This is a genomic window from Herbaspirillum sp. GCM10030257 (assembly GCF_042666555.1).
Classification (GTDB): domain Bacteria; phylum Pseudomonadota; class Gammaproteobacteria; order Burkholderiales; family Burkholderiaceae_D; genus Noviherbaspirillum.
In genome coordinates this window covers 1-16,907 of record NZ_JBHTDH010000056.1, presented here as the reverse complement: position 1 = coordinate 16,907, position 16,907 = coordinate 1, and the positions used below count along the sequence as shown (strand labels likewise).

Sequence of the window (16,907 nt, the reverse complement as noted above, 5' to 3'; positions counted from 1 at the left end):
TTGGCTGTCAGCAGAAAGTCGACGGTTTTGCCTTCCTTGTCAACCGCACGATAAAGATATTTCCACGCACCTTTCACCTTGATGTAGGTCTCATCCATGCGCCAACTTCCACCCACTGGACGTTTGTGTTGGCGGAACATCTTTTCCAACAATGGCAAGAACCGCATCGCCGATCGATTGATCGAGGAATGATCAACAAACACGCCACGCTCCTGCATCATCTCTTCCAGCTGTCGATAGCTTAATGGATATGCCGCGTACCACCGAATGCAGACCAGAATCACGTCGATCGGAAATCGCATCCCTTTGGTATTCAGCATGGCTGCTTGCTCACTTTGCAAAAGCAGCAGTCTACCGGACGGCGAGGACTACCTTGCTTAATGCGACAAAACCCTGGAATGCCTTTACCGAGATACCCGGTGCTATCAGTTCATTATGCACGCGTACCTGGGCCAATCTCGGTGTCACCGACGGCATGTTATGACTTGGGATTGGTATTAATCGGAATTCCTAGCCGCTTTATTTTATCGTAGAGCGTTTTCTTTGAGATGCGAAGCAAGTCTGCGGCCTCAGTAACGCTGGCCTTGCTTCTGGTAAGCGCCTCAGAGATGACGATTTTTTCATAGGCGCCAACCTGCTCGCGTAAGGAGCAATCAACGAGAAGACTTTCGGATCTAGGTAGGCCGTTGTTCGAGAGCACGGAGTGTTTTGGACCGACACAGTCAGGCTGCTGTGCCATGCCAAGCACGAGGCGGTCAGCGAAATTGCGTAATTCCCTGACGTTACCTGGCCATTCATGTCGCATCCAATCACCCATATCCTGTTCGCTCCAAAAAGGCATAGGGCGACCAAACCGGTACGAGGCCTCTGCCACGAAATGGGAAAGCAGGAGTGGGATGTCTTCACGGCGATGTGCAAGACGAGGTAAATCGATTGTGACTACGCCAATTCGATAGAAAAGATCTGTACGGAACTCGCCCTTCTCGCTTAACTTGAGAAGGTCGGTTTTCGTGGCGGCGATGACGCGGCAGTCAATCGGAATTAACTGGTTTCCGCCGATACGCTCGACGCGCCGCTCCTGTAGTACTCTGAGCAGTTTGACTTGTAGCGAAAGTGGCATGCTTTCGATCTCGTCAAGAAATATCGTTCCACCACTTGCGTATTCGAATTTACCAATACGGCGCTTTTGCGCCCCGGTGTACGCTCCGGCTTCATGACCGAACATCTCGCTTTCAAAGATGGACTCAGGTAAAGCCCCGCAGTTGATCGCGACAAATGGCCCTGTGCGTTCACTCATCACATGAAGTTGTCGTGCAATCACTTCCTTGCCGGTCCCGGTCTCGCCATTGATCAGAATATCGACGGCTGTTGGCCCAAGACTGGCGACCTGAGCGCGCACCCGGTTAAGTGCCTCGGATTCACCAATCATGAGCGGTGCAGGAAGACGACTGCGGGAGGTTCTTCGCAGCAGCCGGTCTTCCATAATGAGGGAGCGCTTCTCCGATGCGCGTTTGACCGCTCCCAAGAGGCATTCAGAGGCAAAAGGCTTGGTGACAAAATCATAGGCCCCTGCTCGCATCGCATCGACGGCCATATTGATATCGCCGTGAGCTGTGACAAGAATCACCGGGATGTCGGGATCAACCGTGGATACCTCGCGCAGAAGATCCAGGCCCGAGCGGCCCGGCAGCCTGACATCGGTCAGTACGACCCCTTCGAAACGCGAGTCGACCGCCCGGCCTGCGTCCTCCGCCTTGCCAAACTGAAGGACCTCGAATCCACCGAGTTCCAGGGTTTGAGACGTCGCGATACGTAGCGCGGTGTCGTCTTCGACAAGAATCACTTTAGGGTTTGACACTTGGTTTCCTTTCGACTTCCAGGCCGCGATGGCCTTTGACGATCCACGTGATCCGTTCCTTCATGCAAAAGCCTGCCAGACTATCTCGTGCAATCGTCTTGCGCACAATTTTTCCGGTGTGGTGCCTGCGTTCGGAAGACTCATCAAGCACGGGAAATGTGACGTGGAGACGTGGGTCGGCCATGTTCACGGATGACCGTTAATAGGATGTCACGGCTTCCGGGAACGATATTTCACTTTGGATGTCACGTTTGAAATCAAGCAGCAGCACGACGCGGGTTGTGTCGCTCTTGTTCCACGCTTCGTGAAGATAGGTGTCGTCGAACACGAAGCAGGACCCGGGACGCCAGGTTCGCGTCTCGCCGGCGACCTTGATGCCGCAATCAGCTGGTGTGATGAGTCCGAGATGGCATCTCAGAACTTTATTGGTATAGCCGACATGCGGGGCTATCTGTGTGCCGGATGCAAGCGAAGAGAAGCCTGCAGTGACGAGTCCCGGAATTGCTTCAACCAGTTCGGTCGTCCTCGGACAAAGAGCGCAGTGCTCGTCGACGCGCTTTCCAAATTTGTAGAGCCCAAAGACCGTCCACTTGCCGCTGTAGATATCGCGCTCCGGCCAATCGATGAAGTAGGTGTTGCTCAAGTTATGCAACTCGTCCAGCACCTTTTGCCACTCGTTTTGCAGCCGAACGAGCGACGGGAAATCGGTTGTGTCCAAAAACATGGGGCGTGTCTCCTTTTTAGGAAGTCCTGATTTTTTCTTGCCAGCATCAAGGTTCTGTTGAAACCCGTGCAGTCGCCTTTTTGTGATGAGAGCGTAACAGAATTCGACACAAACCGGGACCGCCGTTACATGTCGAATTAACCCATCTCAATCGCCGCGCGTAGTCCGCCTCGTGCGCACGTTACCTTTTTCGGAACCGAATCAGGGAGCGTCTGGAATTCCATCCGCAAAGTTCGGCGTTCAGGTTTCTTGTGAACTAATCCGCAATGATTTCAACCACTTAGGTTTTGAATCAGAGTGGCACGGAACCTGCACTTATGGTACCTCGGCAATAAGACTTCACGATGACATCCGGCTTTGCTGCGGCGCCGCATTCTGCGCCGCCTGCGAGTCGCGGGGATGGAATCCGAGCCGGAGGAAGACGACGTGAATACAACTCTATTTGATTCGCACGAGAGCGTGGACGGCTTCGCCCTCACGCTTTGCCGGTGTTGGGCGGTCGTGACAAAGACCGGTCGGGCACTCACGTGTTCCGGGTTGACAGACTGTGGTGAAGGAGGTGTTCGTGATTGAAGACTCGATCCCCGCTGCCCTTGACGCGCGCGAGGAGCGCTTTCCGCTGACCTCCGCCCAGCGCGAGGTGTGGTTCGATCAAGTCATGCACGCCGACGTTCCTTTATACAACATCGGCGGCTACATGCGTATCGAAGGCGAACTCGACCGCGGCCGTTTCACGCAGGCGTTCAACCTTCTTCTTCAGAAGCACGACGCTCTTCGCCTCGTTCTCGTCCGCCCCGATGATACGAACGGCGAGCCGCAGCAGACATTCCCACGAGGCTTGCGATTCGAAGTACCGCTGCACGATTTTTCAAAGCTGCCGGATGCGCACGCTGCCGCCGAGCGGTGGGTGCAAGAAAGCCTGGACCAGCCATTTCAGCTATATGGCCAGCGTCTTTTCCGCTGCGATCTCATCAAGATATCGGATGCCTTGTGTTACTGGGCCATGCATTTTCATCACCTGGTCACCGATGGATGGGGCATCGCGATGCTGGGCCACTCGATGGCCGCAATCTACGACGCGTTGGAATCCGGGCAGGAGCCGGATCTTTCCGTACCGCAGTACACAGGCTACGTTTCAAGCGATCGCGAGTACCTGCGCAGTGACGCCTATCATCGGCAACGCACGTACTGGCTGTCGAAATTCGAGGACGTTCCGGAAGCCTTGTTCACACCGCGGCATCGCACGGGTGAAGCCGTGCAAGGGCGAGCGAGCGACTGCATGACCTGCACACTTCCGCGTGCGCTCTATGACCGCATCGGGGATTATGCGGAGAGCAGGGGGGCGACGACGTTCCAGGTCATCCTTGCCCTGTTGTATGTATATGCCGCGCGCACCACCCAGCGCGAAGATGTCACGATCGGCATTCCGGTGCTGAACCGGTCGAACGCCGCGTTCAAGAATACTTTTGGCCAGTTTGCCGGCATCAGCCCGGTGCGCATGAACTTGTCGATGGAATTCGGCTTCGATCATGCGCTGCGTGAACTGGGCGGCGTACTGAAAAGGGATTACAGGAACCAGCGTTTTCCGATCAGCGAACTCAATCGCGTACTTGGACTGCGCCAGGCCGAACGGTCTCAGATGTTCGACATCTGCTTATCCTACGAGCGCCATGATCATGACGTAGTGATGGGTACGGCGCGCGGTGTTTCGGTCGCCATGCTCAACGGATATCAGCAGACGCCGCTGACCCTGTTCGTCCGGGAATTTAATCGCAGCGACGATATCCGGCTCGATTTCGTGTTCAACACGCGCTACTTCGATGCGGCCGCGATAGTCACCGTGCATCAACGCCTGCGCCTGCTGATCGACGCGATCCTTGATGAAAGCGACACACCGTTATGCCGTCTGCCGCTACTTGGGCAGGATGAACTGGCACAACTCGCGGCCTGGAACGACACCGGCGCGTCTTACAACGTGCCGGAGTGGGTGCATCAGATGTTCGAGGTACAGGCTGCCGCCCATGGCAAGGCCATTGCCGTGATCAGCGATGAGCGCTGCGTCAGTTACCGCGAACTGAATGAAGAAGCCAATCGCCTGGCCCGTAATCTGGTCGCGTCAGGCGTCCGGCCGAACGATCCGGTCGCCGTCTGCATGCCTCGCTGCCCGCAATTGCCGGTCGCGATCCTGGCTATACTCAAGGCGGGTGGAAGCTATGTGCCGCTCGATCCGGCATATCCGACGGAGCGGATCAGGCATCTGCTGGACGACAGCGCACCGGCTGTGGTTCTGGTCCGGTCAGGAATTCCGGACGCCGCACGTGCCGCGATTCAGGGATCGCTGGCCTCGGCCGCGTCTCCCGCCAGGCTGGTCGACATGGATTTGGACGCGCCCGCATGGCAGCTTCAGCCGGTCTCAAACCTGGCGCCGGCGGATCTGCCCACGCCGGATGAAAGCATCGCCTACATCATCTACACCTCTGGCTCGACCGGCAGTCCGAAGGGCGTGGCCAACACGGTCGCGGGCCTGCGCAACCGGCTTGCCTGGTTCCATGAGGCTGTTGCGGAAATACCGCTGGTCACGGCTTTCAAGACCAGCATCGGCTTCGTCGATTCCGTCACTGAAATTCTGGAAACCCTGACGTGCGGCGGCAGTCTCGTTGTGTTCGACCCGGACAGTACGCGCGATCCGCTCGCTTTTGCGCAACGAGTCAGCCAGTGCGGCGTCACCAACCTGGTGCTCGTGCCCTCCTTGCTGAAGCACTTAGTAACCCTTGACGGCGCGGCATTCGCCTCCGTGCGTACCATCATGTGCAGTGGAGAACGCCTTGCACCTGATCTGGTGCGCGCATTCAGCGATCTGCATCGCGGAATCCGTCTGTTTAATTTTTACGGCTCGTCCGAAGCGAATGGCGATTCGACCGCCTATGAATACACTTCGCTGGCGATGAAGACGCTCGACGACGGCTCGATCATTGGTCGTCCGATCGCTAATACGCACATCTACATCCTCGACAAGTGGGGGCAACAAGTTCCGCCCGGAGTATCTGGCGAGCTCTACGTTTCCGGCGTTGGTGTGGCTCGCGCTTACTTGAATCAACCGGAGCGGACAGCTGAGCGTTTTACCGCGGACCCGTTTTCCTCGAAGCCAGATGTGCGGATGTATCGTACGGGCGACCTCGCACGTTTTCGCCCAGATGGAAATATCGAGTATCTGGGTCGTAACGATTTTCAGGTAAAGATCCGTGGCTTCCGCGTTGAGCCAAGCGAGGTGGAAAAAGTGATTGCAAGCCATCACTGCGTCAAGGAATGCGTGGTGGTGGCCGATGCCGGGGGCGAGGACGGATACAGACTGGCAGCCTATGTGGTGCCACAGGCAACGCAGGATGCCAACACGCACGATGACGACTTCCAGGGATTCAGCCTGTTCTACTTCGGTGCTGAGACCTACGATCCGGACGACAAATACCGGCTGTACATCGAGTCCGCCCGTTACGCGGATAAAAACGACTTTCATGCGGTATGGACGCCAGAACGCCATTTCCATGAAGTAGGAGGCTTGTACCCGAATCCGGCGACCCTGAGCGCCGCGCTCGCAACAATCACACACCGCATACAGTTGCGTTCCGGCAGCGTGGTCCTGCCGCTGCAGAATCCGGTGCGTGTTGCGGAAGAATGGTCAGTGGTCGACAATCTTTCCGGTGGCCGTGTCGGCGTCTCTGTGGCGTCCGGGTGGGTGCCACGCGACTTCGTGCTGGCGCCGGACAATTATCTGTGCCGCAAGGAGGTGATGGCGGCCGGGATCGACACGCTCAAGACCCTGTGGCGCGGAGAGCAGCTTGCATTGCCCGACGGCGCCGGAAAATCGTCCTCGATTCGGATTTATCCGAAGCCGGTGCAGCGCGAGCTGCCCTTGTGGGTGACCTCATCCGGAAATCCCGCCACCTTCGCACAGGCCGGCGCGCTCGGTGCCAACCTGTTGACCCATCTTCTCGGCCAGACCATCGACGAAGTGGCGGCAAATATCCGGGTCTACCGGCAGGCACGGGCCGAGCATGGCCACGACCCGAAACGCGGCCGCGTCACCCTGATGGTGCATACCTTTCTCGGACCGGATTTCGAGCAGACCCTGGACAGGGCGAAAGCGCCGTTCACACGCTACATGCGATCGCATCTCGGGCTGCTGGAAGCCTTCGCGAAGGGGATGGACATCCCGACCGGCAGCCTTGAAGAGAAAAACGTCGACACCATCGTGAACTATGCTTTCGAACGCTATTCCAGGACCGCGTCGCTGATCGGCACTCCACAGACCTGTCTCGATGTGGTCTCGCAGCTGAGGGACAGCGGCGTCAACGAGATCGCCTGCCTCATCGACTGGATGGATGCCGAACTGGCCTTGCAGGCCTTGCCATATCTGAACGAACTGCGGCAACTCTCGCAAAAGGCACCGCCGAGTGCCGATGTCATGCGCAAACACCTGAAACGCTCCTTGCCCCAATACATGATTCCCTCCAGCCTGACTTACCTGAATCAACTGCCGCTGACCGCGAGCGGGAAGCTCGATCGCAAGGCATTGCCCAAGCCAGGCAGGGTGGCGGTGAGCCACCGCTATGTCGCCCCGCGCACACCGAGTGAAACGACTCTGGCGCAGATCTATGCGCAAGTCCTGAACCTGGAGTCGGTCGGAATACAGGATCGCTTCTTCGACATCGGTGGCGACTCGCTGCTGGCAGTGAAGCTGAACAATGCCATCGGCGAGGCCTTCAGGCTTACGCTTCCGATCCGGGATCTGTTCGAGCATGCAACACTGGAAGAACTCGCGGAGCACCTGGATGTATTGAAGGCGGCAAAAGCGCCGACACGGGACCGGATCTTGCCCCTGGTGGGCCAGTCACGGACGCCGGAAGCGGTGGTTGTGCGGGTATGAGCTTAACCAACCTGCTCGAAACACTTGCCGACGCTTCCGTCCGCCTCAAGCGGGACGGCGACGAATTGGTCATTACATTCGGTCACGGTGCGCCCGACGACGCGACGATCGCCGCGTTGCGCACCAACAAGGCGGCGCTCCTGCAGTTTCTGGATGACCGTGGCGGCAGCTGGGAACCGGAGCCGCAAGCGCAGTCTGTGCCGGCAGGTGCGACGCTGTCGTTCAGCCAGCAGCGTCTCTGGTTTCTGAATCAGCTGCAGCCCGGGAGTGCAGCATACAACGAGGAATTCTGCGTGCGTCTGCAAGGGGCGATCAATCCCCCGACACTGGAGCGTGCGCTGAACACGATCGTGCAGCGTCATGACGTCCTGCGCACGCGCTTTGGCAACGAGGACGGGCGGCCCACCATCAACGTCGCAGAGGAACTCGCACTCCACCTGCATCGCCACGACTTGAGCCACATGGAGTCGTCCGAGCGCATGCGCACTGCGCTCGAACTGGCCGGTGCACTCGTATTGCAACCGTTCGACCCGGCGGTCGGCCCTTTGCTGCGCGCGAACCTGATCAGGCTCGACTCGCAGGATCATTTGCTGCAGGTCTGCATGCACCACATGGTGTCGGACGGATGGTCGATGCGCGTGCTGGCCGGCGAGCTTGTTGCGATCTACCAGGCCTTGTCCGAGGGACGAGAAAACACTCTGCCCAAGCCGGAAATCCAGTACGTCGACTATGCAGCCTGGCAGCGGGCCAATCTCGAACAGGGGGCGCTGCAGACACAGGCGGCATTCTGGCGGAAACAGTTGCAGGGTGCGCCCGCAGTGTCGACGTTACCCGCCGACCGTGCCCGGCCGCCGCTCCAGGATTACGACGGTGCCTCGGTGGACATCGAGATCGATGCGGGGCTGACCGCTCGACTCAGGCAATTCAGCACACGCCATCAGGCGACCTTGTTCATGACGGTGCTGGCTGGCTGGTCGGCATTGCTGTCTCGGCTGTCTGGCCAGAATGACCTGGTTGTCGGATCGCCGGTTGCCGGGCGCGGGCGCGCGGAGCTTGAAGCGCTGATCGGTTTCTTTGCCAATACCTTACCCCTGCGTATCGATCTGGACGGGGCACCGAATGCAGTCGAACTCGTGCGACGCGCAAAGGCGACCGTCATTGCCGCGCACGACCATCAGGACTTGCCGTTCGAGTACATGGTGGACTCGATCAAGCCTGCCCGCAGCACGTCTCACAGCCCGCTGTTCCAGCTGATGCTGAACTGGCAGACTGAGGTTGCCGGTGGCATCGATTTCCCCAGCGTGAAGCTCAGTGCGGTCTATACGCCCTACGACATCGCCAAGTTCGACCTGACGCTGCGCATCGTGGAGGAAAAACACCGGCTGCTGGCGCGCTTCGAGTATGCGACCGCCTTGTTCGACCGACCCACTATCGAACGGCACGCACGCTACCTGATTCGCATATTGCAGGGAATGACGGAAAACGAACTGGTGCCGATGAGCACACATCAGCTGATCGACAGCGACGAGCGACGGCAGCAAGTGCTTGAGTGGAACGACACACAGGCAGCGTTTGCGGACAGTGCATGCATCCATCAACTGTTCGAGATACAGGCACGCACTCATCCGGAAAAGCTCGCGCTGGTGCATGACGGCATTCATTTCAGCTACCGCGAACTCAATGCGCGGGCGAACCGGCTGGCGCGGCATCTCCGGCAGCGCGGCGTCGGTACCGACACGCCGGTCGCGATCTGCATGGACCGCGGATGCGACATGGTCGTCGGCCTGCTCGCGGTGCTCAAGGCCGGTGGTGCCTACGTCCCGCTCGATCCGGCTCATCCGGCCGAGCGGCTTGCGTACGCAGTGCGCGACAGCGGCGCAGTGCTAGTACTGCTTCATTCAAGCCTGGACCCAAGCTTGCGTTCAATGCTTGACGCTGCCTGCGATGCGGTGCTGCTGGATGAACAGGCGGGCGACTGGATCGATGAACCGGAGTCCGACCTCGATGCGGCTGCGATCGGCCTGTCGGCGTCGAATCTTGCCTATGTAATCTATACCTCCGGTTCAACCGGGCAGCCAAAGGGGGTCATGGTCGAGCATCGGGGCGTGGTCAACCTGCTGCAGTCGATCGGTCATACCGTCGGCATGCATGCCGACGAACGCGTGCTGGCGCTGACCACAATCGCTTTCGACATCGCCGCGCTCGAACTCTACCTGCCGCTGATCCACGGCGCACGTATCGTGCTGTGCGGACGCTCGGACAGCGCTGATCCGGTTGCTCTGGGCGCGTTGCTGGAGCGACACGAGATCAGCCTGATGCAGGCGACACCGGCCACATGGCGCATGTTGCTGTCCGGCGGCTGGGCAGGTGCCACACGTCTGAAGGCATTATGCGGTGGCGAAGGACTTTCGCGCGAACTCGCACGCGAGCTGGCGCTGAAGGTCGGCCGGCTATGGAACGTGTACGGACCGACAGAGACGACGATCTGGTCGACCTGCGCAGCGCTCGGTACGGATGAGGAGCGCGGAACCGCCGCGCATGCGCCGATCGGCAGGCCGCTCGCAAACACGCGCGTGTACCTGCTCGACGCCCGGCAGCAGTTGGTTCCGCTTGGGGCGGCAGGAGAGTTGTATATCGGCGGTGCCGGCGTGGCGCGCGGCTATCTTGGACGGCCCGAGCTCAATGCCGAACGCTTCGTTGCGGACTGCTTTGCCGGCGACGGAACGCGCATGTACCGGACCGGCGATCTTGCACGCTACTTGCCTGACGGGAATCTCGAGTTCCTGGGGCGCTCGGATTTCCAGGTCAAGTTGCGCGGCTTCCGCGTGGAGCTCGGCGAAATAGAGGCTTGCATGGAGCGTCATCCGGATGTCCGCGAGGCCGCCGTTCTCCTGCAGGGAAGCGGCGACGACGACAAACGGCTCGTCGGATATTTCATCGCCGCTGCCGATGCAAGCGTGGACATTGCCAGCCTGCGCGCCTACCTTGCCGCCTTTCTTCCCGACTATATGGTGCCGGCCGCCGTTGTAGCGCTCGCAGAAATGCCGCTTACACCGAATGGCAAGCTCGATCGCAAGGCACTTCCGGCCGCTGCGCCCGATGCTTTTGCGCGTAGCGCATATGTCGCGCCGGCCGACGACATCGAAATCGCGCTGGCGCGGATCTGGAGTGCGCTGCTCGGGATTGACCGGGTCAGCCGCCTCGATCATTTCTTTGAAGCGGGCGGCCAGTCTTTGCTTGCGGTACGCCTGATTTCCCGGATCCGGTCCGAACTCGGGGTCGAGCTGCATGTCACTCAGGTGTTTGCGCAGCCGGTGTTGAGTGACATGGCGGCGATGGTCAGGACCGCCGCGCGCAGCGAACTGCCGCCGGTTACGCCGGTGTCGCGGGATGAACCCTTGCCGCTGTCGTTTGCCCAGCAGCGGCTCTGGTTCCTTTCGCAGCTGGAGCATGTCAGCCGCGCCTACAACATGGGTTTTGCGCTCAAGCTGGCGGGCGAACTGGATCGCCCCGTCCTGCAACGCGCACTGGACCGGCTGGTCGAGCGCCACGAAGCTCTGCGCACGGTCTTCCTGCTTGCCGACGGGCAGCCACGTCAGCGCATTCTTTCCGCCGCTCCGGGTTTCCCGCTCGAATGGGTCGACCTGGAAAACGATGCCGACGCGACCGAACGCGTGCAAGTCCTGATGCGCGAAGAAGTCGCGGCACCGTTCGACCTCGAACGCGGACCGCTCGCGCGCGGCCGTCTGATCCGGACAGGGAAACGCGAACACGTTCTGTTGTGCACGATGCATCACATCGTATCGGATGGCTGGTCCGTCGGTGTCCTGACGCGCGAGCTGAGCGCGCTGTATCGTGCATTCGGCAGCGGTGAGCAAGATCCTTTGCCGCCACCGGCGTTTCAATATGCGGATTACGCGCTATGGCAGCGTCGCTGGAGCACCGCGGAGACGCTGGAGGAACATGCAAAATACTGGACAACGACGCTTGCGGACGCGCCCCAGCGGCTGGCGCTGCCGACGGACCGGCCCCGTCCGGCGGAGCAGGATTATTCGGGCGCATTCCTGGAAACACGTATTGACGAGCAACTGGCGCACGACCTTCGCGCGCTGAGTCAGCGCCACGGCACGACCCTGTTCATGACCTTGCTGGCTGGATGGGCGGTGCTGCTGGCGCGTCTGGCCGGCACCGATGACCTGGTCATCGGAACGCCGGTAGCAAATCGTACCCGGTTGGAGGCCGAACCCCTAGTCGGCTTCTTCGTCAATGCACTGGCGCTGCGCCTGGACCTTTCCGGCGACCCGGACGTGGCGGAAATCCTGGCACGCGTCAAGCGCCGCACGCTGGAGGCCCAGGAGCACCAGGGACTGCCGTTCGAACACCTGGTCGAGAGCCTAAGTCCGACCCGGACACTGGATCATCATCCGGTTTTTCAGGCCAGCTTCACCTGGCAGAACAACGACGAAGGAGCAGTCAGCTTCCCGGGCATGCAGGTGGAAGTGCTGCAACCGCCGCGTCTGACCACGAAGTTCGATCTGTCGCTGTACCTGACCGAGGATGAAGGCGGAATCACTGGCGGGATCGAGTATGCGACCGCGCTGTTCGACTCTGCCACGATCGCTCGTTACCTCGGCTACCTCCATAACATCCTGCGGGCCATGGCGGCGGATCAGGCTGCAACTGTCAGCCGCATCCCGCTCATGAACGGGGCCGAAACGCACAGTGTGCTGGGCCTTGATGCGGTCGAGGCCGAACCGGTCGATGTAGTGTGTGTACATGAATCCTTTGAGGAGCATGCGCACCGGCATCCCGAGGCAGTGGCCCTGGTGCACGGTCCGGTATCGGTGAGCTACGGCGAGCTCAACAGCAGGGCGAACCGACTGGCACACTACCTGCGACGCAAGGGCGTTGCTCCGGATACATGCGTTGCGCTTTGCCTTGATCGCGGCGTTGACCTCATTGTTGCCATTCTTGCAGTGCATAAGGCGGGCGGCGCCTATGTCCCGCTGGACCCGACCTATCCTGCGGACCGGCTGGATTACATGCTCGCCGACAGCAAGTCGGTAGTCGTCCTTACGCATGCAGGCGTGAAGCAGGCGTCGCGCGCTGTCCTTGAACGCGCGTCGGTGCCGGTCATCGATCTGCAGGAGCAGGAGAGCGCGTGGCGGCAGGAACCGGCATCGAACCCCGATAAAGCCAACGGCGCCGGCCCCGGGCATCTTGCCTATGTCATCTATACCTCCGGATCCACTGGTCGACCCAAGGGTGTGCTGGTCGAACACCGTAACGTCGCACGCCTGTTCACCACGATCCGCGACTGGTTCAACTATTCCGCATCGGATGTCTGGACCTTGTTCCATTCCTGCGCATTCGATTTTTCGGTATGGGAGATCTGGGGGGCGTTGGCGCATGGCGGACGCCTGGTTGTCGTTTCACACGACACGTCACGTTCCCCGGCACAGTTTTATCAGATTCTGTGCGACGAGGGAGTGACCATCCTTAACCAGACGCCGAGCGCCTTCCGCCAGCTCGTGGAAGCGCAGCGCCAGAGTGACCTGACGCACCGCCTGCGCGCTGTGATCTTCGGCGGCGAGGCGCTGGAGCCAGCCATGCTGAAACCCTGGTATGAACAGGCGCGCAACCGGAACACTCAACTCGTCAACATGTACGGCATCACGGAAACGACCGTCCATGTCACATACCGGGCCCTGGCGTCATCCGATACGAACCGCGCTGGCGTCAGCCCCATCGGCCATCCGATTCCGGATCTGTCCGTCTATATCCTTGACCCGCACGGAGCCCCGGTTCCGCCCGGCGTTACCGGAGAAATGTATGTCGCCGGCGCCGGCGTCGCGCGCGGCTACCTGAACCGTCCCGAACTGACGGCGGAGCGCTTCCTGACTGATCCCTTTGCCGGACGGCCGATGGCGCGTATGTACAGGACCGGCGACCTGGCGCGGCGCTTGCCGAATGGCGAGATCGAGTACCTTGGCCGCAACGACATGCAAGTCAAGTTGCGTGGCTTCCGTATCGAACTGGGTGAGATCGAAGCCCGACTAGCCGAACACCCGGCCGTGCGTGAAGCCGCCGTGGTCGCCCGGGACAACGGGCCGGACGACAAGCGCCTGATCGCCTACCTGACCGCACGTACCGATTTCACGCAGGAGGAAGCCCTGCAACTCGCGCATGAGCATATTGCCGAGTGGTCGCGCCTCTACGACCAGACCTACGATGACAAATCGTTCGAGCAGGCGAAACCAGGCTTCAATTTTGTGGGCTGGCGCAGCAGCTACACGCACCAGCCGATTCCGGATGTCGAAATGCACGAGTGGCTGGACGCTACCTTGCGCCGCGTGCGCGGGCTCAATCCGCGCCGCGTGCTCGAAATCGGATGCGGAACCGGCATGATTCTCCTCAACGTCGCGCCCGCATGCGAACGCTATGTGGGTACCGATCTTTCCCGCAAGACGGTCGAACAGCTTTCTCGTCACATTCGTTCGGACCCGGAGCTGAACGCGCGCATCGTGCTCGTGCACGGGAATGCGGCGGATCTGTCCGGCGTGCCGCAGGAATGCTATGACACGGTCATCCTCAACTCGGTTGTCCAGTATTTCCCGAACAGCGAGTACCTGTTCGAAGTGCTGGCAGGAGCGGCTGGCAAAGTCGCGGCTGGTGGCAGGATCTTCATCGGCGACGTGCGCCACCACGGCCTGCTCGAAGCGTTCCACCTGTCGGTGCAGCTCGCGCAGCCCACTCCCGGCCTGAGCACCGCGCAACTGAGGACGCGGATACGGCAGAAGGCTCGCCAGGACCCCGAGCTATTGCTCGATCCGGAGTGGTTCATGTCGCTGAGGGAAAACATACCCGGCATCTCCGCCGTGCAGATCCTGCCCAAGGAAAGCGCGCATCAGAACGAGATGTCGGCCTACCGCTACGACGTCGTGCTGACCATCGCAGCGCCGGCGGATACCGAGCACGTGCCGCACTGGATCGACTGCGATGCCGCCGGATGGGGCGCTGCCGAGATCGGCCGCGCCATCATTGACTCGCCGCATGCGTTGATCGGCCTCAGGTCGGTGTTCAATCCGCGCGTCGGGCCGGTCGCCCGTATGCTCGATCAAATCCAGGAAGGGCAGCCGAGCCCCGGCACAATCGATGCGGGACGTGACAGCCTTGCCGAAGCCGGCATGACCTGCGCGGATCTGGCCGGGTTCTGCCGGCAGCGCGGTTATCTTTTCGAGCTGAGCTGGTATCCGACCGACAAGTCCGGTGCCTATCACGCCGTGGTGTCAAAGAGCGGCACTCTGCCTGTCATCGACTGGCAACACAATACACCCGCACCGGTGGCCGGCAATCGCTTGTCACATGCGAACGATCCCTTGCAGGCCAAGCGACTGGCATCGCTTCAGCGCGAGGTGCGTGCGCACCTCGCGCTGAAGCTGCCCGAGCACATGGTGCCGGCTGCGATCCACACGCTTGATGCCTTGCCTCTGACAGTGAACGGCAAGCTGGACCGGAACCGCCTGCTTGAAGAAGATGCTCCAGTCCACGCGCCGCACCGGTATGAAGCGCCGGTGGGAGAGATCGAAACGGAACTGGCCGCCATCTGGGCCGAACTACTGAAGGTCCCGCGCGTCGGTCGGAGCGACGATTTCTTTGCCCTCGGCGGCCACTCGCTGCTCGGCACAAAACTGATCGCCCGCGTCGCCCACGACATGGGCGTCGAGATTTCAATCCAGGACCTGTTCTCCCGACCGACGCTTGCCACGCTTTCCGAGAGGATTGTGAACCTGTTGCTGGCCGACCTGACGCCGGGCGAACTGGACGGCGAACAAGCCGGTTCCGGCGCTGAACCACCCACGCTATCGACGCTGACATGAACGCTCCCCCATTAGACGACTTGCCGCAGGACGAGCGCGACCGCCTGGTGCGCCTGGCGCGTGCTGCCAGGCTCAAACGCCAGGCAGCAATTCCGACGCTCCAACGCGGCATGCCGTTCCCGTTGTCGTTTGCCCAGCGGCGACTCTGGTTCGTTTCGCGTATGCAGGCGGAAAGCGCGCCGTACCACATTTCGATCGGCCTGCGGATCGGGGGGAGGCTGGATCGGTCCGCCTTGCAACATGCTTTCTCCGCACTCGTCGCGCGGCATGAATCATTGCGAACCACCTTCGCGCTGGTCGGCGACGAGCCCGTGCAGATCATTGCTTCGGGCAGCACGGACAATGCCTTGCACGAGGAGGATCTGACGGATTGCGCTGCGCGCAATGTGCTTGATGCAGCGGTTCACGAGGCGGTGGCGGCGGAAGCGCGGATGGCGTTCGACCTGGAGAAGGGGCCACTGGTGCGCGGTCGCTTGCTCAAGCTGGGCGAGGCGGAACATGTGCTGCTGATCACGATGCATCACATCGTGTCGGACGGCTGGTCGCTGGGGGTGGCAACCGATGAGCTGACTGCGCTTTACAGGGCCCGTCTGGACAGCAATGCGGAACCCTTGCCCGCCCTGGCGGTGCAGTACGCGGACTATGCGGTCTGGCAGCGAGGGCGCCTGCAGGAAGCAAGCTGGCAGGCCCAGATGAAATTTTGGCGGCAGACGCTGACCGGCGCGCCGGCAGTCCTCGATCTGCCGTTCGACTCACCGCGCCCTGCGCAACAGGATTTCGCCGGAGGCTATGTCGAGCTGGCTCTCGACCCTGCACTGACAAGCAATTTAAAGGCGCTGTCACAACGTCATGGCACCACACTGTTCATGACCGTGCTGACGGGCTGGGCGGCCCTGTTGTCGCGCTTATCAGGTCAGGAGGACCTGGTTGTCGGAGCGCCGACCGCCAATCGCAGGCGCAAGGAACTGGCGGGAATGATCGGCTTCTTCGTCAACGTGCTGGCGCTGCGCATCGACCTGTCAGGCGACCCGGATGTGGCCGAACTGTTGGCGCGGGTCAAGGCACATGCGCTTGCGGCGCACGAAAACCAGGAACTGCCGTTCGAGCAGGTGGTCGAGATCGTCAACCCGCCGCGCAGCACCGCACACAGTCCATTGTTCCAGGTGTCGTTCACCTGGCAGAACAATGACGAAGGTACGTTGCATGTGCCAGGCCTCAAGTTTTCCCGGCTCGAAGGACATTCCGGTACCGCAAAGCATGACTTGTCGCTGTATCTGGGTGAGGTGGGCGACAGAATTTCGGGTGGTCTCGAATACGCGACGGCCTTGTTTGAGCGCAGCACGATAGAACGTTACTGCGGCTACCTGCGGCAGGTGCTGCAGGCGATGGTGGAGGACGATAGCCGCAGCATCGCCACGCTGCCACTGCTGGACGCCAGCGAGCGCCGGCGTCTGCTGGTCGAGTGGAACGCGACGCACGCTGCCTATCCGGATCACTCCTGCATCCATGAACTGATCGAAG

The 16,907-nt window shown here is 60.6% G+C and carries 6 protein-coding genes; 3 read left to right on the top strand and 3 right to left on the bottom strand.

The window, feature by feature from the left end; genetic code table 11:
- The 3 genes from ACFQUU_RS28445 to ACFQUU_RS28435 form a co-directional block, all read right to left on the bottom strand.
- A partial coding sequence (locus tag ACFQUU_RS28445; RefSeq protein WP_382251922.1) for an IS6 family transposase occupies positions 1-320 on the bottom strand: 320 nt, incomplete at its 3' end.
- 158 nt (positions 321-478) lie between these two features.
- Entirely contained in the window at positions 479-1,858 is a 1,380-nt protein-coding gene (locus ACFQUU_RS28440) for a sigma-54-dependent transcriptional regulator (RefSeq protein WP_382251921.1), read from the bottom strand.
- A gap of 199 nt (positions 1,859-2,057) precedes the next feature.
- The gene (locus ACFQUU_RS28435) at positions 2,058-2,582 is read right to left on the bottom strand and encodes an aspartyl/asparaginyl beta-hydroxylase domain-containing protein (protein WP_382251919.1); all 525 of its coding nucleotides are present in this window, start codon (positions 2,580-2,582) and stop codon (positions 2,058-2,060) included.
- A 565-nt stretch (positions 2,583-3,147) separates the two neighbouring features.
- On the opposite strand from ACFQUU_RS28435, the gene ACFQUU_RS28430 reads away from it, so the two are divergent.
- The 3 genes from ACFQUU_RS28430 to ACFQUU_RS28420 form a co-directional block, all read left to right on the top strand.
- Positions 3,148-7,506, top strand: coding sequence for a MupA/Atu3671 family FMN-dependent luciferase-like monooxygenase (locus tag ACFQUU_RS28430; protein ID WP_382251918.1), 4,359 nt, complete (start codon positions 3,148-3,150; stop codon positions 7,504-7,506).
- Positions 7,503-15,386, top strand: a complete 7,884-nt coding sequence (locus ACFQUU_RS28425) for an amino acid adenylation domain-containing protein (protein WP_382251916.1) — start codon at positions 7,503-7,505, stop codon at positions 15,384-15,386. Before ACFQUU_RS28430 ends, ACFQUU_RS28425 begins: the two co-directional genes overlap by 4 nt.
- A partial coding sequence (locus tag ACFQUU_RS28420; protein ID WP_382251914.1) for a condensation domain-containing protein occupies positions 15,383-16,907 on the top strand: 1,525 nt, incomplete at its 3' end. The genes ACFQUU_RS28425 and ACFQUU_RS28420, both read left to right, overlap by 4 nt.

Coding starts and splice junctions, on each gene's coding strand:
- ACFQUU_RS28425 (WP_382251916.1), top strand. CDS start 7,503: ATGAGCTTAACCAACCTGCTCGAAACACTTGCCGACGCTTCCGTCCGC.
- ACFQUU_RS28435 (WP_382251919.1), bottom strand. CDS start 2,582: ATGTTTTTGGACACAACCGATTTCCCGTCGCTCGTTCGGCTGCAAAAC.